Below are 20046 nucleotides of genomic sequence, written 5' to 3'. Positions count from 1 at the left end.
GGGGTGTCCACAGCTCAGGCATCGGCGAATCCGGTGGTCGACACGCTGGTGAACGGCATACTCTCCGTCACTCCACTGTGCCAGGGGACCGATGACGAGCTGATCATCGCGTGCAGCGAACTCGAGAAGCTCACCCCGTACGTCCCTCTCATGCTGAACCTGAATCCCAAGGGGACCTATCTGGTCGTGCTGGGGGCCGGTCTCACCGAAGACGGCAAGATCCGTCCGGTGCTCGAGGAGCGGCTCGAAGCGGCGCTCCGTACGGCGCAACGCTTTCCCGAATCCCCGATCGTCGTGACCGGCGGCGTCCCGCGCAACGGCATCACCGAGGCGCAGGCGATGAAGGAATGGCTGGTGGCACGCGGAATCCCGGCCGACCGCATCATCGAGGAGCCGCGGTCGACGTCCACTGTGGAGAACGCGCGCTTCACGAACCAGGTCCTGCTCGAACGTGGCGCGGCGGGCGCCGTGCTGGTGACCAATCGCGATCACCTGCGACGCGCGATGATCAACTTCCGGCAGGCGGTCGACGCGCGCATCCCCATCGCCGGCATCGTCGCGGAGTGAGGTCTCAGTTCCGGATGTTCGCCCGGCGCGTGAGCAGCTGACCGATCTCCGAGATGTTCTTGGTCAGCTCGAAGTTGACCCAGCCGGCGACTTCCCACAGTGGCGTGTCGTGGGGCATCAGTCCGGAGATCGTCGTCTCGACGTCGGTCGAAGAGAGGAGCGCCGACCACTCCGTCCGGAGCTCGCCGATGTGCTTCGTCGAGCCCGACCACTCGTAGGCGTCGGGACCGGTGGGTGCCCCTCCCCGGCATACCGCGATCGTGTTCGACCACCACCACTCGATGTGCCAGAGCAGCCACGCGATGGTCGTCTCCGGGAGTGGGGCGGTGTCTTCGTCGGGTAGGTCGGCGACGAGACGGCCCTCGACGCTCCGCACGTCCACGCAATTCGACGACGGTGCCCAGTGCAGGGCATCGTCGTCGATGCGTGGCAGGACGTGCTGGTCGGCGAAGAGCCAGACGAGATCGAGTTGCGTCAGCAGTACGCGCGTTGCCGGGGTCGGGACGGTCGACGTCATAGGTCAATGATTCACGGTGCGCCGAAGCCGTAGGTGAATTCGCCGCTCGTCCAGTTCATCGTGGCGTGGTATTTGTATCCGCGCATCCGCCCGCCGCCGACGTCTTCGGTGCCGACGAAGCATTCGAACACCGTGGTCGTTTCGGTGAGATCGTCGGTGGATCCACCATTGACCGGCGAGCAGGTCACCGACAGGATCGGGCCGTCGAACATGCCCTTGTTCACGTGTTCGTTGGCCATTTCTTCGATGCTGGTCTCGATGTTGGTCACGGTGGCGGCTCGGGCACGGCGTTCGGTCTCGTCCTCCAACTCTTGGGCCTTGCGTTCCGCTTCGAGTCGCTCGGCCTCACGCTGGGCTGCTTCCTCCGCGGCGGCCACCTGAGCGGCAATCTCGGCGTCGTGATCGATCTTCCAACCCACCGCTCCGCAGATGGCGGCCACCAGTAGGACCAGAACGATCACCAGGATCTGCTTCTTGGGGAATCTACGCTCCGGCTCGCCGGACGAATCCGGGTCGGGGAGATCCAACCAGGACGACCCGTCCCAGAATCGCTGCCCGCCATTCGGATCCGGGTACCAGCCGGCGGAAGCCGGCAACTTGTCATGGGACATCGAAAAGTCCTCTCTCGAACGGGACGGTGAATGGGGCCGGTGCGCCCGCCCCCTCCACGAGCGCACCGGCCGGCAGGATGGACTACCGCAACGAGACGGTTACTCCACCCGAGAACATGGAGTCGTGCAGTTCGATTTCGGCGGGAATCGCATCCGTGGGCATGTCGAACACGACAGGCATGGTGACGGTGTTACCGGGGTTGATCTTGTCCCAGAACGCCACGTCCGTTTCGAGATTGAGCGCGGCGCTCGTGTCGGGGCTGAACGTACGGCCCTCGGTGTCGACCAGCTTCTGATCACTCGGGCTCAGGCCCTTGGGCTCGTCGGAGATGTTCGTGACGGTCATCGTCACGATCACGAACTGTCCCTGGGCTTCCTCCGCCAGGAACGGGTTGTCTCCGAGTGACGACAGTCCGGTCTCGACACCCTTCACGACGAACTCGAACTTGCCGTCACGGACCGGTGTGCCGATCGCCGCGGTGGTCTCTTCGACCGCCGGAGCGTCGGCCTGTGCTGCAGAGTTCGCGGAGGTCGAGGAGCCCGCGGAGCGGGAGGGCTTGTCGTCGTCACCACCACCCGAGACGGACGCGATGACGAAGATCGCCGCGATCGCTCCGACGACCCACGGCCACTTCTTCCGCTTCTTGGGCTGCTGGGCCGGCGGGACACCGCCGGACTGCTGCCACCCGGTCGGCTGAGACGCATACTGTCCACTCGGCGGCTGGATGCGGGGATCGGGCTGCTGCGGCTGGTTCGGCATGGTCATGACAACCTCGTTTCGACGTGAGAGGTGAAGCGGTTGACTACCGGGAAGCGAAGTGTGCTCCCACCGGAATCGGGACGACCTGATCGTGCGACCCGCCGCAGGTAATCAGCCATTTTTCGATTGATAATCCCCCTTATCGAAGGCGCTTCTCGCACCATCGCGTATCGCCTTCTAAGTTGAGGGGCATGGCAGACGTTCTGGACTTTCCCGGCCACCTCACCGAGTCGGTGTGGGAGCAGATGGCGCTCGAAACACTCGGCGAGATCGGGTGGCGGCACATCCATGGCAGCGCGATCGCTCCGGGATCGGGTGAGCGCACCAGCTGGGACGAACTTCTCGTGCCGGGACGCCTCCGTTCGGCCATTGCCAAGCTCAATCCGAAACTGCCGCAGAGTGCAGTGGATGACGCGCTCGCTGTCGTCTCGACCGCCGGCTCGACGGATGCGATCTCCGAGAACCGAGCGGTCCACGAGTACCTCACCGAGGGGCTGCGGAAGGTCTCCTATGTCGACGACATGGGCGCGGAGGTCACTCCCACCATCCGTCTGGTCTCGACGGACCCCGACGAGAACGACTGGTTCGTCTCCAGCCAGGTCACGGTCATCCGTGGGGATTACGAACGTCGCTTCGATCTCGTCCTGTACCTCAACGGCATGCCGGTGGCCATCGTCGAACTGAAGAACGCCGGAAACGAGTATGCCGGCCTCACCGACGCCCACGCCCAGCTGCAGACCTACATCCGCGAGTTCCCGCTGGCCTTCCGCTTCGCGGTGCTCAGTCTCGTATCCGACGGGATCAGCGCCGAATACGGCACGCCGTTCACTCCTTTCGAGCACTTCTCACCGTGGAACGTCGACGACGACGGCAAGCCCGTCGCCCCCACCGGCGACGAGACCGTACTCGACATCGCTCTGCACGGCCTGTTCAACCAGGAGCGTTTTCTGCAACTGCTCCGTCACTACACCGCCTTCGACGAGAGTGAGAACGGGCTGGTCAAGCGGATCGCCAAGCCGCATCAGTATTTCGCGGTCTCGAAGGCCGTCGGCTCGACCGTGCTGGCTGTCGAATCCGGAGGGAAGGCCGGCGTCGTCTGGCACACGCAGGGTTCCGGCAAGTCCATGGAGATGGAGCTCTACGCGAACCAGGTCATCCGGCATCCGCAGCTCGCCAATCCGACGATCGTGGTCATCACCGACCGCAACGAACTCGACGGTCAGCTCTACGAGACGTTCGCGCGCTCGCAGCTGCTGCCGGAGCAACCCCGGCAGATCCGTCGGCGTGAAGAGCTGCGGCAGGAACTGTCCGGCCGCACGACGGGTGGCATCTACTTCACGACCCTGCAGAAGTTCGGGAAGAGTCGCGAAGAACGCGAAGCCGGTCTCAGCCACCCACAGCTGTCGGCGCGGCGCAACATCATCGTCATCGTCGACGAGGCACACCGCAGCCACTACGACAACCTCGACGGCTATGCCCGGCACCTACGCGACGCGCTTCCGCACGCGACGCTCATCGCCTTCACCGGCACCCCGATCTCCTTCGAGGATCGCAATACTCGTGCCGTCTTCGGTGAGTACATCGACATCTACGACCTCACCCGTGCAGTCGAGGACCGCGCCACCGTGCCGGTCCATTTCGAGAGCCGTCTGGTGAAGGTGTCGTTCTCCGACGAGGTGAGCGAAGAAGAGATCGATGCATCCGCCGATGAACTCACCGCCGGACTGGACGACACCGAGCGTGCCCGTATCGAGAAGTCGGTCGCCGTCGTCAACGCCGTCTACGGTGCCCCGGCGCGATTGAAGATGCTCGCGGAGGATCTCGTCGCGCACTGGGAGATTCGGCGAACGGAAATGGCCAAGTTCGTCGGCTCAGACGAGAATCCGACGGCGCCGGGTAAAGCGCTCATCGTGTGCGCGACGCGCGAGATCTGTGCCAATCTCTACAGTGAGATCGTGCGACTGCGTCCCGACTGGCACTCCGACGACCTGTCGGCCGGACGCATCAAGGTGGTGTACTCCGGCGATGCCACCGATCAGCCGCCCATCAGCGACCACGTGCGACGCGACTCCGAGAATGCCGCGATCAAGAAGCGCCTCAAGGACATCGACGACGAACTCGAACTCGTGATCGTCAAGGACATGATGCTCACCGGGTTCGATGCTCCGCCGTTGCACACTCTCTACCTCGACCGGCCCCTCAAGGGTGCGCTCCTGATGCAGACGCTCGCCCGCGTCAACCGGACGTTCCGCGGCAAGCAGGACGGCCTGCTCGTCGCATACGCACCGGTTGCCGACAATCTGGCCGAAGCGCTCGCCGAGTACACCGCGTCGGACCGCAACACCAAACCTCTCGGTCGCCCCGTCGGCGAAGCGGTCGACGCGGTGAAGAACTGTATGACGATCCTCGACAACATGCTTCACGGCTTCGACTGGCGAGCCCATCGCAGCGCCGCCGGGCCGCGGGCATGGCTGGACGCGGTCCTTGCCACCGTTGCGTTTCTCCGGGATCCGAAGAGTCCCGAGAACAATGTCGGAGAGGGTGAGAAGACGCTGGCGACGCGGTACCGGGAGTACTCGTCGCAGCTGTCGCGTGTCTGGGCCATCTGCAGTACCCATCCGGACGTCCAACCGCTGGCCAAGGATGCACGGTTCTTCGAGGAAGTCCGGGTGTACATGGCCAAGTTCGACGCTGCGGATCGGCAGGCGCGAGGTGTGGCCGTGCCGGAGGATGTCAAGCGTGCTCTCCGGGCGTTGATGGCCGCCTCGGTGGAGTCGCAGGAAGTGCTCGACATCTACGACGCGGCGGGCATGCCCAAGCCGTCGCTGTCGGATCTCAACGAGGACTTCCTCGAGCGCACGGTCCGGTCGAAGAATCCCACGCTCGCCATCGAGGCGTTGCGCAAGCTGATCGCTGAGGAATCGCGCAAGGTGGCCCGCCACAACCTGGTGCGCCAGCGTGCCTTCTCGCAGAAGCTGCAGGAGTTGATGAACAAGTACACCAACAGTCAACTCACCTCGGCCGAGGTCATCGCGGCGCTCGTCGAGGTGGCGAACGAGGTCCGCGCCGAGGCTCAGCGTGGCGAGAAGTTCGACCCGCCGCTCGGTGAGCACGAACTGTCGTTCTACGACGCGGTCAGCCAGAACGAGTCCGCCCTGCACGAGATGGGGGAGGACGTCCTCGCGCAGATCGCCCGTGAACTCGTCTCGGTGATGCGGCGGGACGTGAAGACGGACTGGCGTGTCCGTGAGGATGTGAAGGCCAAGCTCCGCTCGCAGGTCAAGAGGCTGCTCGCGCGATACAAGTATCCACCGGACCGTCGGGACGGTGCGATCAAGCTGGTGCTCGAGCAGATGGAGGCGATCGCTCCGACCATGGCTGCGTGACCGGCTGAACTCGGGGGCCGGTCGTCCGAAAGAAAATTCTCGAAGGAAGGGAACAAACCGGTCTCCCGGTGCATCCAACTCGATGACGGGGGTCGAGACGACCCCCGGAGATACGGATACACAACGCTTACGGAGGCACGATGACCCAGCAGTACCAGCCGGCAGGACACTCCTACGGAGATGTCGTCATGCCGCAGCGCCCGACCATGCCGCCGCAGAACACCGGCTGGGCCGTCGCGGCGATCCTGTTCTTCTGGCCGCTCGCCTTCTCGGCGTTCAGCCACTCGGCGAAGGTGTTCCCGCTGTGGAGCACCGGCGACTACGAAGGAGCGCAGCGGGCGTCGGACCAGGCCAAGAAGCTCGGCAAGATCTCGCTGCTGATCTGGGCGATCTTCATCGTGGCCGTGATCGTCTTCTACGGGGTGATCTTCGCGGCGGTGCTGTCGAACATGGACTCGTTCGAGAGCACCACCTACCCGACCTACCGCTGAGGCGTGAGGGCGCCGGGCGGACCCGCAGGGGGAGTCCGCCCGGCCCTGTCGTGTTCCCCATCCCTTGCTCTCCCACCCACTGCTGTCCCACCGTTGCTTGCCCACCCGCGGCCGGACACGGTATGTGTGGAGTCAGCGTCGCGTGCCGGTGACGGACCGCGTCAGGCATGGAGGCGCGGAACCACAAGGAGCTCTCCTTGAGCATCGCGTTCAACCACACCATCGTCGCTGCGAAGGACAAGCAGCATTCGGCCTACTTCCTCACCACCCTGTTCGGTCTTCCGGATCCGGTTCCGGCCGGCCGTTTCCTCGCCGTCGAACTGGACCACGGCGCGACCCTCGACTACGTCGAGGTCCCACCGGGCGAAGAGATCCATCCCCAGCACTACGCGTTCCTGGTGTCGGAGGAGGACTTCGACGCCATCCACGGCCGCATCGTCGAACAGGGGATCGAGCACTGGGCCGATCCTCGGCAGTCGGCGCACGGCATCAATCACAACGACGGGGGCCGAGGAACCTACTTCCTCGACCCCGCCGGGCACTACCTGGAGATCCTGACCCGCCCCTACGGTCGGCGGCCCTGATCCGCGGTGGCCGCGGTGCGTCGTCGTGCCAGCAGAGTGCAGGTGCCGGCGATCACCGCGGTCAGCGCGCCGGTCGCGATCAACTGGTTGCGGGCAGCGGGATCGAACAGGGCCAGCACGGCGATACCGGCGAGCAGGCCCAGCGTCGCGTACGACAGGTACGGGAAACCCCACATCTTCAGCGGCAGTGCGTCCTCCGTGCCGTCGCGGCGCGCTCGGCGACGCAGGACGAGATGTGACACCGCCACGAACGTCCACAGCACCAGGATGGTGGAGCCGACCGCGTTGAGCAGCAGCGGCAGCACCTTGTCGGGGTAGAGATAGTTCAGCCCGACGGTGACGAACCCGAACGCCACGGACGCGAGGACCGCGTTGCGCGGCACCCCGTTGGCGGCGGTGCGCCCGAAGACGGGGTGTGCGGATCCCCGGTGCGACAGCGAGAAGATCATCCGAGAGGCGCTGAAGAGCATCGCATTGAGCGACGACAGCAGCGCCACCACGACGACCACCGTCATCACCGCGGCTGCACCCGGCACGGCGCCGGCCTGCAGGACGGCGACGAACGGGCCGGTCGCGAGGTCCTCGGAGGTCCACGGCAGCACCGTCACCATCACCAGCACGGAACCGATGTAGAACACCAGGATCCGCCACACCAGGGTGCGCACCGCGCGGCCCACGTTGCGCCGGGGATCGGAGGTCTCCGCCGCGGCGATCGCGATGATCTCGGTGCCACCGAAGGCGAACACCACGATCAGCAGACCTGCGGCGATACCGGCGATGCCGGTGGGAGCGAACCCGCCGTGCGCGGTGAGGTTGCTGAAGCCGGAGGTCTCGAAGGTGGGCACCCACCCGGCGATCATCGCGACACCGATCCCGAGGAACGCGACGATCGCGGCGATCTTGATTGCGGCGAACCAGAACTCGACCTCGCCGAAACGGCCGACACCGACGAGGTTCACCGCGGTGAGCACGACCATGTAGAACAGCGCGGACGCCCACTGGGGGATGCCGGGCAGGGCCAGGGCCGTGATGGCGGCGGCGCCGGTGGCCTCGGCGGCGATCACGATGATCACCTGCACCCAGTACAGCCACCCGATGGTGCGCCCGGCGACCGGTCCCAGTGCGTTCTCCGTGTGCACGGAGAACGCGCCGCTGGCCGGGTTCGCGGCAGCCATCTCACCCATCATGCGCATGACGAACACGACGAGGACGGCGGCGACGAGGAACGAGATGAGGATGGCCGGTCCGGCGACGGCGATCCCGGCGCCCGATTCGACGAACAGGCCGGCGCCGATCGCGCCGCCCAGGCTCATCATCACCAACTGCCGGGGCTTCATGGCCCGGTGCAGACCTGCGGGACTCGTCGTCCCGGTGCCGGCCGCGGGGGCGAGGGTGTCAGTCATCGATACGCTCCCCGGCGGGGACGAGTTGGTCGAGGGCGATCTCGAAGGCGGTCGCGGCGAGACCGGTGCGCTCGGCGGAGCGGTCGTGGCAGCGGCGCAGGGCCGTCTCGATCGTGGTGGAGACGTCGCCGAAGATCGCGGCGTCGGAGACCTCCACGTCGCCCTCCATCAGCTGCGCGAAGGCACGGGCCATGCCGCAGTTGGCGATGAAGTCGGGCACGACGGCGACGGACTTGTCGGCGTGCTCGTAGGTGGGTCCGTAGAAGATCTCGGGATCGGCGAAGGGCACGTTCGCGCCGCTGGCGATGAGCTCGAGGCCCGCCGAGACCATGCGGTCGACCTGCTCGCGGGTGACGAGGCGGCTCGCGGCGCAGGGCAGGAAGATCTCGGCACCGAGATCCCAGATGCGGGCGTTCACCTCGTCGAAGGGGAGGGTGCGGTCGCTGCGCAGGGCGTTGCCGTCGCGGTCGAGCAGTAGCGTACGGACCTCGTCGAAGGACAGGCCCCCGGGTTCGAGGATGCCGCCGTCGCGGTCGATGATGCCGACGATGCGGGCACCGGCCTGCGCGAGGTAGTAGGCGGCGGCCGCGCCGACGTTGCCCCAGCCCTGCACCAGCACGCGCTTGCCCGCGACGTCGCCACCGGTGTAGACGCGCTGGTGGTGGCGCACCGACTCGGCGACACCGTAACCCGTGATCAGATCGGCGACAGTGTATTTCGTGTCGGACGAGGGGGTGAAACGGGTGTCCTCGACGACCTTCGCGACACCGAGCCGCAGCTGGCCGACCCGCTGGATGCGCTGGCGTTCGTCGTTGCCGAAGTGGCCGTTGACGACGCCTTCCTGCGGGTGCCACAGGCCGTTGGCCTCGGTGAGCGGTACGACCTCGTTCATCTCGTCGACGTTGAGGTCGCCGCCGGTCCCGTAGTAGGAGCGCAGCAGGGGAGCGACGGCGGCGAACCAACGTCGCAGCACGCCGTCCTTGCGGGGGTCGGAGGGATCGAAGTCGATGCCCGACTTGGCGCCACCGATCGCGGGGCCGGAGACGGTGAACTTGATCTCCATGGTCTTCGCGAGCGACTCCACCTCGCGTCGGTCGAGTCCGCGGCGCATCCGGGTTCCGCCGCCGGCGGCACCGCCACGCAGCGAGTTGATGACGACCCAGCCCCGGGCGGTGGTCTCGGTGTCGTGCCACTCGAAGACGATCTCGGGGGACTTCTCTTCGAAACGGGTCAGCAGGTTCTTCATGGCGACAGACTGTGACGCCAGTAACAAATGCTCCGCAACCGTGCTCCGGTGAACTGTGCACCGTGCGGAGGGCTGGTATGCCACCGGCGCGTTTTTCTGTGCAATCCGGCTAGCAGGAGAACGCTCGTCGCATGGATCGGCTCAGCGGCGGTACGCGGGTGCCTTCGCCGACCGGCCGGGTTCGAGCGTGCGGAGCAGGGGCATCGCCCGGTAGTGCACGATCTCCGACAGCACCATCACGCTGGTCGAGCGGGCCACGATCGACGAACGGTTCAGTTCGATGAGGGTCTGCTGTAGGCCGAGATGCGATTCGGCGCCGATCCGGCACAGGACGTCGCCCGCCCCGGTGGTCGCGAAGGCCTCGAGCACGCCCGGGATCCCTTCGAGCACCTCGGTGACGTCCTCGAGCGCACCCTGCACGATCTCCATCGTCACGAACGCCTGCACGTCGAAACCTGCTGCCACCAGATCGATCCGGGGCTCGTAACCGGCGATCACCCCGCTCTCCTCGAGACGGCGCAGGCGCGCGGACACGGTGGCGCGGGCGACCTTCAGCCGCCGCGACAGTTCGAGCGCGCCGACCTTCGGATCGGCATGGAGAGCTTCGAGGAGAGCGAAATCCAATTCGTCCAGCTGCACCGGCTCACGCATCGTGGTTCCTTCCCATCGGAGCTCGGAAACTGGACCGATTGTATAGATCTTCGGAGACTTTCCAGCGGATTCGAGTCAGTCCGGTCAGTTGCGGAGGGCGACGTTGCGCGACGCCGGTGTGCGGGTTTCTCCTGGTGACACACGACACAACGAAGCGTGCCGCGTTCCGCGGCAGGAGGTTTCAAGCGATGACTCTCGAGTACACCCTCACCGACGCAGAGCGCCTCGCGCAGCTCGACGCGGAAGAACTCCGCCGGCTCGTCGGTCTGGTCGAGTACGACAGCGAGCGAGATCCGTTCCCGGTCAACGGTTGGGATGCCGTGGTGTGGGTGGTCGGCAACGCCACCCAGACGGCCCACTACTTCCAGTCGGCCTTCGGCATGGAGCTGGTCGCCTATTCCGGTCCGACCACCGGCAACCGCGACCATCACGCCTACGTATTGCGCAGCGGCGCGGTGCGATTCGTGGTCAAGGGTGCCGTCGATCCGGACAGCCCGCTGGTCGAGCACCACCGCATCCACGGCGACGGCGTCGTCGACATCGCCCTGCAGGTGCCCGACGTCGACAAGTGTATCGCCCACGCCCGGGCCCAGGGGGCAACCGTCCTCGAGGAGCCCCACGACGTGAGCGACGAGCACGGCACGGTGCGCACGGCCGCCATCGCGACCTACGGCGACACGCGGCACACCCTCGTGGACCGGTCACGCTACGACGGTGTGTACCTGCCGGGTTACGTCGAGCGGACGTCCACCTACCGCAAGCGCGAGGGCGCGCCGAAGCGTCTGTTCCAGGCGCTCGACCACGTCGTGGGCAACGTCGAGCTCGGCCGGATGGACGAGTGGGTCGGCTTCTACAACCGCGTCATGGGTTTCACGAACATGGCCGAGTTCATCGGTGACGACATCGCCACCGACTACTCCGCGCTCATGAGCAAGGTGGTGTGCAACGGCAACCACCGCGTGAAGTTCCCGCTCAACGAGCCGGCGATCGCAAAGAAGCGCTCGCAGATCGACGAGTACCTCGAGTTCTACCGCGGTCCCGGCGCGCAGCATCTCGCCCTGGCCACCAACGACATCCTCACGGCCGTCGACTGCCTGCGCGAGGAGGGCGTCGAGTTCCTGGCGACCCCCGACGCGTACTATGACGATCCCGAGCTGCGGGCCCGCATCGGCAATGTGCGCGTACCCATCGAGGAGCTCAAGAAGCGCGGGATCCTCGTGGACCGCGACGAGGACGGCTACCTGCTGCAGATCTTCACGAAGCCGATCGGCGACCGGCCGACCGTCTTCTTCGAGCTGATCGAGCGGCACGGCTCGCTCGGCTTCGGCAAGGGCAACTTCAAGGCCCTGTTCGAGGCGATCGAGCGTGAGCAGGCTGCCCGCGGCAACTTCTGAGCCGGCGCGGGAACCGGGTCAGACGAGCTGGCCGAGCCGGGTGCGCAGCGCCTGCTCGGTCTGCCGGATCGCCGTGCCCACGATCGGCTCGATGAGCATGCCGAGCGTGCGGCCGGCGATCCCACCGGGCAACCGGTAGCCGAAGTCGACGTCGAGGCGGGTGGCGTCCCCGAGATCGGTGAACGTCCACGACGAGGCCGTGCAGAATCCCGCGATCGCTTCGAGGACGATGGTGCGATTGTGTTCCCACTCCACCACTTCCACGCGCGCGTCGAGGTTCTTGGGCCCGACCCGCATGGTGGTGTCGTAACGGGCGCCGAGGCCGCTGAGCTGCTCACCGACCGGATCGAACCTCGTGACACCGAACATCCAGTCGGGCACGTGCCGGTAGTCGTCGATATAGGTGAACGCACGGTCGACGGGGATGTCCGCGACCGCGCTGTGGCGAACGTGAATCATGTGGCGTCCTTCACGAAGGTTGTCTGTTACTCAATGTAGCGGGTAACTGTCCGCTCCGGAAGGAATTCCCGAATCGACCCCGCGCCCCCGCGATCGATGTTTGAATGCGGCGTGATGCACGTCACATGTCTTGCGTGGTCGAGGAGGCTCGGGTGAAGACGAAAGCGGCAGTGGTCAAGGGTGTCGGTCGGCCTTGGGAGATCGAGGAGATCGACCTCGGGGATCCGGTCGCCGGTGAGGTGCAGGTCCGCCTCGCCGCCAGCGGGTTGTGCCATTCCGACGAGCATCTGAGGTCGGGTGCGACGCCGTTGCCGTCCTTCCCGGTGCTCGGTGGGCACGAGGGCGCGGGTGTGGTCACCAAGGTGGGGCCGGGGGTGCGGGGCCTCGAGGAGGGCGACCACGTCGTCCTCGCCTTCATCCCCGCCTGCGGCCGCTGCCGGGCCTGCGCCAAGGGCATGCAGAACATCTGCGACGAGGGGGCCGGGCTGCTCACCGGCCAGGCCATCTCGGACAAGACCTACCGCGCGACGCTCAACGGCGAACCGGTGCTGCAGATGTGTCTGCTCGGCACCTTCGCGCCCTACGTCACGGTCAACGAAGCGTCGGTCATCAAGATCGAGAAGGACATTCCGCTCGAGAAGGCCGCGCTGCTCGGCTGCGGCGTCGCGACCGGCTGGGGATCGGCCACCGCGATCGGCGGCACCAAACTCGGCGACACGGTCGTGGTGATCGGTGTCGGCGGTGTCGGCATCAACTCGGTGCAGGGTGCCGCCCACGCCGGGGCCCGGTTCGTCGTGGCGATCGACCCGGTCGAGTTCAAGCGGCAGAAGGCCAAGGAGTTCGGTGCCACGCACGCCTTCGCCTCGATCGAGGAGGCCGCCCCCGTCATCGGCGAGATCACCTGGGGGCAGATGGCCGACGTCACCGTCATCACGGTCGGTGAGATCACCGGCGACATCATCGGGCCCGCGCTCGGCCTCACCGGCAAGGGCGGTCAGGTGGTGGTCGTGGGCATGGGGCACGCGAGCGACACGCAGGTGACGATGAGCCTGTTCGAACTCACGCTGCTGCAGAAGCGCCTGCAGGGCGCCATCTTCGGCGGCACCGGCCCGCGCTCGCAGATCCCCAAGCTGCTCGAGCTCTACCGTAACGGGCAGCTGGATCTCGACAACCTCGTGACCAAGACCTACAGGCTCGAGGAGATCAACGAGGGGTATGCCGACATGCATGCCGGCAGGAATCTCCGCGGGCTGGTCCTCTACGGCGAGGACGACTACTGATCCCTCGCCGCACCGGCGTCGCCGGGCCCGTCCCTTACGGTGTTGTCCATGGACACGCGTGAGGATGCGGATACCGGCGACGTCGGCTCGTGGCGGCACTACGGGCCCAGCGCCCTGCCGAAGCCGCTGGAAGCAGCGCTCGAGGCCTTCGCCGAGCGCGGATACGACGGCACGTCCATCCGTGAGCTCGCCGCACGGGCCGGGCTGTCGGTTCCGGGTCTCTACCACCACTACCCCTCGAAGCAGGCGCTGCTGGTCTCCCTCACCACCACGGTGATGCACGACCTGCTCGACCGCAGCCGGCGCGCACTCGCCGAGGCCGGACCCACCCCGATCGAGCGGTTCGACGCGGTCGTCGAGTCGCTGCTGCGTTTCCACATGTTCCGCCGGAACCAGGCGTTCGTGGCGTCCACCGAGATGCGCAGCATGGAACCCGAGGCGCGCCGGGCGTTCGTCGCGTTGCGCGACGAGCAGCAGCGGATGATCGACGAGATCGTCGAGGAAGGGGTCGCCACCGGTGCCTTCGTCACCCCCTATCCCAAGGACGCGAGCCGGGCGGTGACGACCATGTGCGTCGCGGTGGCGAGCTGGTACCGGCTCGACGGGCCGCTGAGCCCCGACGAGCTGGTGGAACGCTATCTGCTCATCGCCCGCAGCACCGTGGGTGCACGCGCCGACTGAGTCGGGTCCGGTCTTGACCGGAGCGCGGGGATGTGTCACGGTGACTGCGACCGAGCGATCGATCGGTCGGTATGGAAGGAGTCATCATGGCGGTCGACCTGTCCTATTCGGATCACGTCCGGGATCTCATCGCACGCACCGAGAAGTTCATCCGTGACGAGGTGCTCCCCGTCGAGGACGCCCACGGCGGAGACATCGCCGCGGCCGGCGGCGACGAGATCCGGGTGCAGTTGCAGAAGGCCGCCAAGGCCGCGGGGGTCTTCGCCCCGCACGGCCCCGTCGAGTTCGGCGGCCACGGCCTGAACATGTCCGACCGCGCCCCCGTCTTCGAAGCGGCCGGCTACTCGCTCTTCGGTCCCACCGCCCTGAACATCGCCGCGCCCGACGAGGGCAACATGCACATGCTCGCCCACATCGCCGACGACGAGCAGAAGCAGCAGTTCCTCGCGCCCCTCGTGGCCGGTGAGGTGCGCTCGGCCTTCGCGATGACCGAGCCCGCTCCCGGCGCCGGCGCCGACCCCAACGCCCTGAACACCCGCGCCGAGAAGGCTCCCGGAGGCTGGAAGATCAACGGCCGCAAGCACTTCATCACCGGAGCCGACGGTGCAGGCTTCTTCATCATCATGGCGCGCACCTCGGGCGAGCCGGGGGATCGCGGCGGCGCCACGATGTTCCTCGCCCCCGCCGACACTCCCGGCCTGAAGGTCGGCCGCCACATCAACACGCTCGACAAGTCGATGCTCGGCGGCCACTGCGAGGTCGACTTCGAAGACCTGTTCGTGCCCGACTCGGCGGTGCTCGGTGAGGTCGACAAGGGATTCGCCTACGCCCAGGTCCGCCTCGGCCCCGCCCGCATGACCCACGTGATGCGCTGGCTCGGCGCCGCCCGCCGCGGCCACGACACCGCCCTGCGCTACGTCTCCGAACGTGAGGGTTTCGGCGGCAAGCTCGGCGATCTCGGCATGATCCAGCAGATGATCGCGGACAACGAGATCGACATCGCCGCCACCCGCGCGCTGCTCGTGCAGGCCTGTTGGGAACTCGACCAGGGTTCGCACGCCTCGACCGCGACCTCGATCGCGAAGACCTACGCCGCGGAGGCGATCTTCCGGATCGTCGATCGCTCCGCCCAGATGTGCGGTGGCCTCGGTGTCTCCGAGGACCTGCCGACCGCCCGCCTCACCCGCGAGGTGCGCCCGTTCCGCGTCTACGACGGCCCCTCCGAGGTGCACCGCTGGTCCATCGCCAAGCGCGCCCTCCGCGCGGTCCGCAAGGCAGCTGAGGAGAACGCGAAATGACCAGCGTCCACGAAGGACTCGATCTCGACGCCCTGAAGGGCTTCCTCGCCGACTCCGGTGTGGACGTCCACGGGGAGATCCGCGCCGAGCTCATCTCCGGCGGCAAGTCCAATCTCACCTTCGGCCTGCGCGACGACCGCTCCCACTGGGTGCTGCGCCGCCCGCCCACCGCGGGCCTGACACCCTCGGCGCACGACGTCGCCCGCGAGTTCCGGATCACCTCGGCCCTGCAGGGCACCGGGGTGCCCGTCGCCCCGACCGTCGTGCAGTGCGAAGACGATTCGGTGATGGGCGCACCGTTCACCGTCGTCGACTATGTCGACGGCCGCGTGGTGCGCAGCAAGACCGACCTGGACGCGCTGACCGACGGCGAGATCGACCGCTGCGTCGGCGAACTCGTGCGGATCATCGCCGAGCTGCACCAGGTGGACTTCGAGGCTGTCGGACTCGGGAACCTCGGCCGCCCCGACGGTTACGTCAACCGGCAGGTGAAGCTGTGGGCGAGCCAGTGGGGTCGCGTCAAGACCCGCGAACTGCCGGATCTCGAACGCCTGCACGCCGCACTGGCCGACTCGATCCCCGAATCGCCGGCGCCGTCGATCGTGCACGGCGACTACCGCATCGACAACACCATCCTCGACTCCACGGACCCCGGTCGCGTCGTCGCCGTGGTCGACTGGGAACTGTCCACCCTCGGCGACCCGCTCACCGACCTCGCCATGATGTGCGTCTACCGGCATCCCGCCCTCGACGACGTGCTCGGCTTCCCGGCGGCATGGTCGAGCGACCGGCTGCCGTCCACGGACGATCTGGTGCAGCGGTACGCCACGGCCTCCGGCCGCGACATCGCCCACTGGAACTTCTACATGGGCCTGGCCTATCTCAAGCTCGCAGTGATCGCGGAGGGCATCAACCACCGGTGGCGCGTCGGCGCCACCATCGGGGACGGATTCGACCGGGCCGGTGAAGCCGTACCCGCTCTCGTCGCAGCAGGACTCGAAGCACTGAAGGGAGCCGACTCGTGAACAGCGCACTCGTCACCGGCGCATCGAGGGGGATCGGTCTGGGCATCGCCACCCGCCTGGCCGAGCGCGGATACTCGCTGACGATCAGCGCCCGCGGCGCCGAACGACTCGAGACGGTCGCCGAGCAGCTGCGCGAGGCCGGCGCCAAGGAGGTGCGCGCGGTCGCCGCGGATCTCGCCGATCCCGAGGCCACCGCCCGGGTCGTCGAGACCCACCGGGAGACCTTCGGAGACATGAAGGCACTGATTCTCAACGCCGGTGTCGGCACCGCCGGATCGATCGCCGAGTTCCCCGCCCGCCGCTTCGACAAGACGCTCGCCGTCAACCTCGGCGCGCCGTTCGCGCTCATCCAGGCGTCGCTTCCGCTGCTCCGGGCGGCCGCGCAGAACGATCCGGACCGCGGGGCGAAGATCGTTGCGCTGTCGTCGATCACCGGGGTGTACGCCGAGGCCGGGCTCGCCGCCTACGGCGCCACGAAGGCCGCGCTGATCTCCCTGGTGGAGACCCTCAACGAGGAGGAGTCCGGCAACGGTATCTCCGCGTCGGCGCTCGCCCCCGCCTACGTCGACACGGACATGTCCGACTGGATCAAGGACAGGATCCCGGCCGAGTCCATGATCGAGGTGAACGACGTCGTCGAGATCGTCGACGCGCTGCTCAAGCTGTCGTCGCGGGCAGTGGTTCCCAAGATCGTGCTCAGCCGCGCGGGTGCAGGTCTCTACACCGCCTGACGCTCGGGGCCGGTCGATCGCGCTCTCAGATCGACCGGCTGTCCGTCGGCGGGGTACGGCAACGACGTGAAGTCGAGCGGGGCGACGTAGCCGGGGTCGACGTGCCAGTCGAAGCGCAGCAGCAGCTGATGGACGATCGCTTTGACCTCGACCCCGGCGAAGTGCATGCCGAGGCACTTGTGCACGCCTCCGCCGAACGGTTCCCAGGCGTAGCGGTGCACCTTGTCCTCGCGCCGGTGCTCCGCGAAGCGTTCGGGATCGAAACGCCCGGGCTCCGGCCAGTACTCCGGCATGTGGTGTGTGAAGTGCGGTGCCACCGCGGCATACGTGCCGGCCGGCACGAAGTGTCCTCGGATCTCGGTGTCGCGGACGGCTCGTCGCGCGAGGACGGGGACCGGGGAGACCAGCCGCAGGCATTCCTTCATCACCAGGTCGAGGCTGCCGAGCGCGTCGAGATCGGCGTGGCTCGGGGCGTCGGTGCCCAGTGCGAGCGACTCGGCCCGGCACCGGTCCTGCCACTGCGGGTGTTGCCCGAGATACTGCATCATCGTGGAGATCGTGATGGTCGACGTGTCGTGCGCGGCCATCAGCAGGAAGATCATGTGATCGACGATCTCGTCGTCGGTGAACCTTTGTCCCGCTTCGGATTCGATGTGACACAGCACCGAGAAGAGGTCGTCCGTCTCCCGTGACCGTCGTGCCGGTAGATAGTGCCGGAAGAAATCCTCGAGCACCCGGCGTCCGTCGAGGCCGCGCTTCCATCTGGTGCCGGGGACGGGATACCGGACCAGCGAGGTCGCTGCTTGCACGCAGTCGACGAACGCCTTCTTCACCGCGTCGATCTCGGCCGGGGTGGAGTCCTCGGCGCCGCCCATGAAGATGTCGGTGGCGAGATCGAGCGTGAGCGTCTTCAGTGCCGTGTAGGCTCGGAATCCGTCGGTGGGAACCCATTTGTCGAGTTTCTCGGCGATCGACGGGTTCATGGCCTCGACGGTCTTCTCGAGGCGCGATCGGGTGAAGGCCTGCTGCATGATGCGGCGGTGCCGGAGGTGTTCCTCCGAGTCGAGGAGCATGAGGCCGTCGTGGAAGAACGGGCCGATCAGCACCGACCAGCCGTCGCCGTTCGCGAATGCCCGGTCCTTGTTCTGCAGTACCTCCTGGCAGGCATCGGGGCCGAGTACCGCGATCCATCGCTGGCCCGCCGCCGAGAACCACGAGACCTCCCCGTAGCGATCCCACTGCTTCTGCAGCATCGCGAGAGGATCGCGGATGTATTCGAGGATGTGCCCTATGCCCGGCAGACCCGCCCGTCCCGGGATCGGGCGCAGCTGCGACCGGGCGGGGGGAACGGCCAAAAGCTTGGTCACGACGAACCTCCGACTTCTCGGCGCAAATCTGACAGGAAACCCTGTCAGATTGTGTGTAGTGTGGGTCACACCGGTCGGGTCTGTCAAGATCGGTCCATGACGTCCCCTGCACCCCGCCGCTACGCCGGTCTCAGCGGCGAGCAACGTGTCGCATTGCGGCGGGAGGCGCTGCTCGAGGCGGGCCTGGAGTTGTTCGCGGCCTCGGGGAAGAACGGCGCCACCATGACCGCCGTCTGTGCCCGCGCGAAGCTGACGGAGCGGTACTTCTACGAGAACTTCACCAGCAGGGACGACCTGCTGCAGAAGGTTCTGGACAGGATCGCCGACGAGGTGCGCGACGCCGTGCTCGCCACGCTGCGGACGGGCACGGGCACACTCGAACAACTCGTGCGTGCCGCCATCGCGTCGTTCGTCGAGATCCTCACCGACGACCCACGCAAAGGCCGCGTCGCGCTCATCGAGTCCGCCGGCTTCGAACCCCTGCGGACCCACAGGCGAGCGTTGCTACGGAGTTTCGCCCAGATGGTCGCCGACGAGGCGACCCGCATGTACGGCGACCGGGCGTGGCCGCCCGAGCGGGGGGAGATCAACGGACTGCTGTTCGTCGGGGGTCTGGCCGAACTGGTCACCGCGTGGTTGCAGGACGAGCTCGCCATCACGCCCGACGAGATCGTCGACGCGGCGACGCACCAGTTCCTCTCCACGGCCCACCGGTAGTGCAGACCGCGGTGCGGTCGATCGTTCACCGACCGCGGTGCGGTCGATCGTTCACCGACCGCGGTACGGTCGATCGTCACCGACCGCGGTGCGGTCAATCGTCACCGACCGCGGTGCGGTCAATCGTCACCGCTGTTCTCCTTCTCCTCGCCGCGCCGCCGCAGGAAGTTGAAGCCGGGCACGCCGACGATGGCCTGCCGGACGTCCTTCGCGACGAGGAGCAGTTCGTGGATCTCCGGGGAGACGTTGTCGAGGGTCGCGAGCACGGGCAGCACCGCGTCCACCCGTTCGGTGATCTCGGGCAGCCGGTCGATCAGCGAGATGGCGGCGTGCACCTCCTCGGGGGAGAACTCGTCCACGAACCGCGTGGCCATCGGTGCGGCCTTCTGTGCGAGGGGCCGGTAGAGGTCGAGCAGTTCGGCCGCGGCCTCGGAGCTGCGACCTGCCGATTCGACGATGTCCCGGGCCTCCACGGCCACCGCGTCGACGCGGGTGACGACCCCGCCGGTGGAGTCGACGATCTCGGTCGCCCGCGTGACCGCTTCGGCGGCCTCGTCGACCACCCCGTCCGTCGAGGCGATGACCTGGGTGGCCCGGTCGACGGCCACGGCCGCCCCCTCGACGATCCCGGAGATCTCGCCGACCACGGCGTCGACCCGCCGCAGCAGCACCTCGATCGACGCGACGAGTGCCTCGACGTCGGCGAGCAGCGTCTCGACGCGGGCGGGCACCGACAGTGCGAACCCCGCGGTGGCGACGGTGCGTCCGAGCACCGTCCGGGCGGTGGTCACGACGGAACCTACGAGTGAGAGTCGCGGGACGGGCACGGTCAGCGAGATCATGCCGTCATAGTGCAGCACGAGCGGCCGTGCCGATCG

Annotated in this window: 20 protein-coding genes; 11 read left to right on the top strand and 9 right to left on the bottom strand. The window is 67.1% G+C overall.

Annotated features, from left to right (window positions below; genetic code table 11):
* The first annotated feature begins 48 nt into the window (after positions 1-48).
* A complete protein-coding gene (locus OED52_RS19275) occupies positions 49-567 on the top strand; it encodes a YdcF family protein (RefSeq protein WP_413247774.1) in 519 nt (172 codons plus the stop codon).
* 4 nt (positions 568-571) lie between these two features.
* Here the strand turns inward: OED52_RS19275 and OED52_RS19270 are convergent, their stop codons facing one another.
* From OED52_RS19270 to OED52_RS19260, 3 genes are all read right to left on the bottom strand, one after another.
* Positions 572-1084 (bottom strand): DinB family protein, encoded by a 513-nt coding sequence (locus OED52_RS19270; protein WP_264152423.1) that lies wholly within the window; start codon positions 1082-1084, stop codon positions 572-574.
* Between the two features lie 11 nt (positions 1085-1095).
* Complete coding sequence (locus tag OED52_RS19265; protein ID WP_264152422.1) at positions 1096-1695, bottom strand: DUF2510 domain-containing protein; 600 nt, start codon at positions 1693-1695, stop codon at positions 1096-1098.
* Positions 1696-1777: 82 nt separating this feature from the next.
* Positions 1778-2461 (bottom strand): DUF4352 domain-containing protein, encoded by a 684-nt coding sequence (locus OED52_RS19260; protein ID WP_264152421.1) that lies wholly within the window; start codon positions 2459-2461, stop codon positions 1778-1780.
* A 185-nt stretch (positions 2462-2646) separates the two neighbouring features.
* Between OED52_RS19260 and OED52_RS19255 the strand changes: the two genes are divergently transcribed.
* From OED52_RS19255 to OED52_RS19245, 3 genes are all read left to right on the top strand, one after another.
* Positions 2647-5841: a type I restriction endonuclease subunit R gene (locus tag OED52_RS19255; protein ID WP_264152420.1), complete on the top strand. Its 3195-nt coding sequence runs from the start codon at positions 2647-2649 to the stop codon at positions 5839-5841.
* Positions 5842-5981: 140 nt separating this feature from the next.
* Positions 5982-6332, top strand: coding sequence for a CD225/dispanin family protein (locus OED52_RS19250; protein WP_264152419.1), 351 nt, complete (start codon positions 5982-5984; stop codon positions 6330-6332).
* A 197-nt stretch (positions 6333-6529) separates the two neighbouring features.
* Positions 6530-6916 carry a VOC family protein gene (locus OED52_RS19245; RefSeq protein ID WP_264152418.1) on the top strand — a complete coding sequence of 129 codons (387 nt, stop codon included), beginning with the start codon at positions 6530-6532 and terminating at the stop codon, positions 6914-6916.
* Here the strand turns inward: OED52_RS19245 and OED52_RS19240 are convergent.
* The 3 genes from OED52_RS19240 to OED52_RS19230 form a co-directional block, all read right to left on the bottom strand.
* Positions 6898-8319 carry an amino acid permease gene (locus tag OED52_RS19240; protein WP_264152417.1) on the bottom strand — a complete coding sequence of 474 codons (1422 nt, stop codon included), beginning with the start codon at positions 8317-8319 and terminating at the stop codon, positions 6898-6900. The two genes, OED52_RS19245 and OED52_RS19240, sit on opposite strands and share 19 nt — an antisense overlap.
* The gene (locus OED52_RS19235) at positions 8312-9565 is read right to left on the bottom strand and encodes a Glu/Leu/Phe/Val dehydrogenase dimerization domain-containing protein (RefSeq protein WP_264152416.1); all 1254 of its coding nucleotides are present in this window, start codon (positions 9563-9565) and stop codon (positions 8312-8314) included. Before OED52_RS19235 ends, OED52_RS19240 begins: the two co-directional genes overlap by 8 nt.
* Before the next feature lie 141 nt (positions 9566-9706).
* Positions 9707-10216 carry an Lrp/AsnC family transcriptional regulator gene (locus OED52_RS19230; protein WP_264152415.1) on the bottom strand — a complete coding sequence of 170 codons (510 nt, stop codon included), beginning with the start codon at positions 10214-10216 and terminating at the stop codon, positions 9707-9709.
* Positions 10217-10404: 188 nt separating this feature from the next.
* On the opposite strand from OED52_RS19230, the gene hppD reads away from it, so the two are divergent.
* A complete protein-coding gene (hppD, locus tag OED52_RS19225; RefSeq protein WP_264152414.1) occupies positions 10405-11610 on the top strand; it encodes a 4-hydroxyphenylpyruvate dioxygenase in 1206 nt (401 codons plus the stop codon).
* Between the two features lie 18 nt (positions 11611-11628).
* Here the strand turns inward: hppD and OED52_RS19220 are convergent, their stop codons facing one another.
* Positions 11629-12069, bottom strand: a complete 441-nt coding sequence (locus OED52_RS19220; RefSeq protein ID WP_264152413.1) for an SRPBCC family protein — start codon at positions 12067-12069, stop codon at positions 11629-11631.
* 152 nt (positions 12070-12221) lie between these two features.
* Between OED52_RS19220 and OED52_RS19215 the strand changes: the two genes are divergently transcribed.
* The 5 genes from OED52_RS19215 (at position 12222) to OED52_RS19195 (ending at position 17084) form a co-directional block, all read left to right on the top strand.
* Positions 12222-13349: an NDMA-dependent alcohol dehydrogenase gene (locus OED52_RS19215; RefSeq protein ID WP_264152412.1), complete on the top strand. Its 1128-nt coding sequence runs from the start codon at positions 12222-12224 to the stop codon at positions 13347-13349.
* A gap of 48 nt (positions 13350-13397) precedes the next feature.
* Positions 13398-14030, top strand: coding sequence for a TetR/AcrR family transcriptional regulator (locus OED52_RS19210; protein WP_264152411.1), 633 nt, complete (start codon positions 13398-13400; stop codon positions 14028-14030).
* Between the two features lie 86 nt (positions 14031-14116).
* Positions 14117-15328, top strand: a complete 1212-nt coding sequence (locus OED52_RS19205) for an acyl-CoA dehydrogenase family protein (protein ID WP_264152410.1) — start codon at positions 14117-14119, stop codon at positions 15326-15328.
* Positions 15325-16353 carry a phosphotransferase family protein gene (locus tag OED52_RS19200; RefSeq protein WP_264152409.1) on the top strand — a complete coding sequence of 343 codons (1029 nt, stop codon included), beginning with the start codon at positions 15325-15327 and terminating at the stop codon, positions 16351-16353. Before OED52_RS19205 ends, OED52_RS19200 begins: the two co-directional genes overlap by 4 nt.
* Positions 16350-17084 (top strand): SDR family NAD(P)-dependent oxidoreductase, encoded by a 735-nt coding sequence (locus OED52_RS19195; protein WP_264152408.1) that lies wholly within the window; start codon positions 16350-16352, stop codon positions 17082-17084. The genes OED52_RS19200 and OED52_RS19195 overlap by 4 nt, the downstream gene beginning before the upstream one ends.
* Here the strand turns inward: OED52_RS19195 and OED52_RS19190 are convergent.
* Positions 17072-18451, bottom strand: a complete 1380-nt coding sequence (locus OED52_RS19190; protein ID WP_264152407.1) for a cytochrome P450 — start codon at positions 18449-18451, stop codon at positions 17072-17074. The two genes, OED52_RS19195 and OED52_RS19190, sit on opposite strands and share 13 nt — an antisense overlap.
* A gap of 96 nt (positions 18452-18547) precedes the next feature.
* Between OED52_RS19190 and OED52_RS19185 the strand changes: the two genes are divergently transcribed.
* A complete protein-coding gene (locus OED52_RS19185; RefSeq protein WP_264152406.1) occupies positions 18548-19168 on the top strand; it encodes a TetR/AcrR family transcriptional regulator in 621 nt (206 codons plus the stop codon).
* A gap of 119 nt (positions 19169-19287) precedes the next feature.
* Here the strand turns inward: OED52_RS19185 and OED52_RS19180 are convergent, their stop codons facing one another.
* Entirely contained in the window at positions 19288-19959 is a 672-nt protein-coding gene (locus tag OED52_RS19180) for a ribulose 1,5-bisphosphate carboxylase large subunit (protein WP_264152405.1), read from the bottom strand.
* Positions 19960-20046: the final 87 nt, after the last annotated feature.

The organism is Rhodococcus sp. Z13, assembly GCF_025837095.1.
Lineage (GTDB): Bacteria > Actinomycetota > Actinomycetes > Mycobacteriales > Mycobacteriaceae > Rhodococcus > Rhodococcus sacchari.
This window is presented reverse-complemented; position numbering and strand designations above follow the sequence as displayed.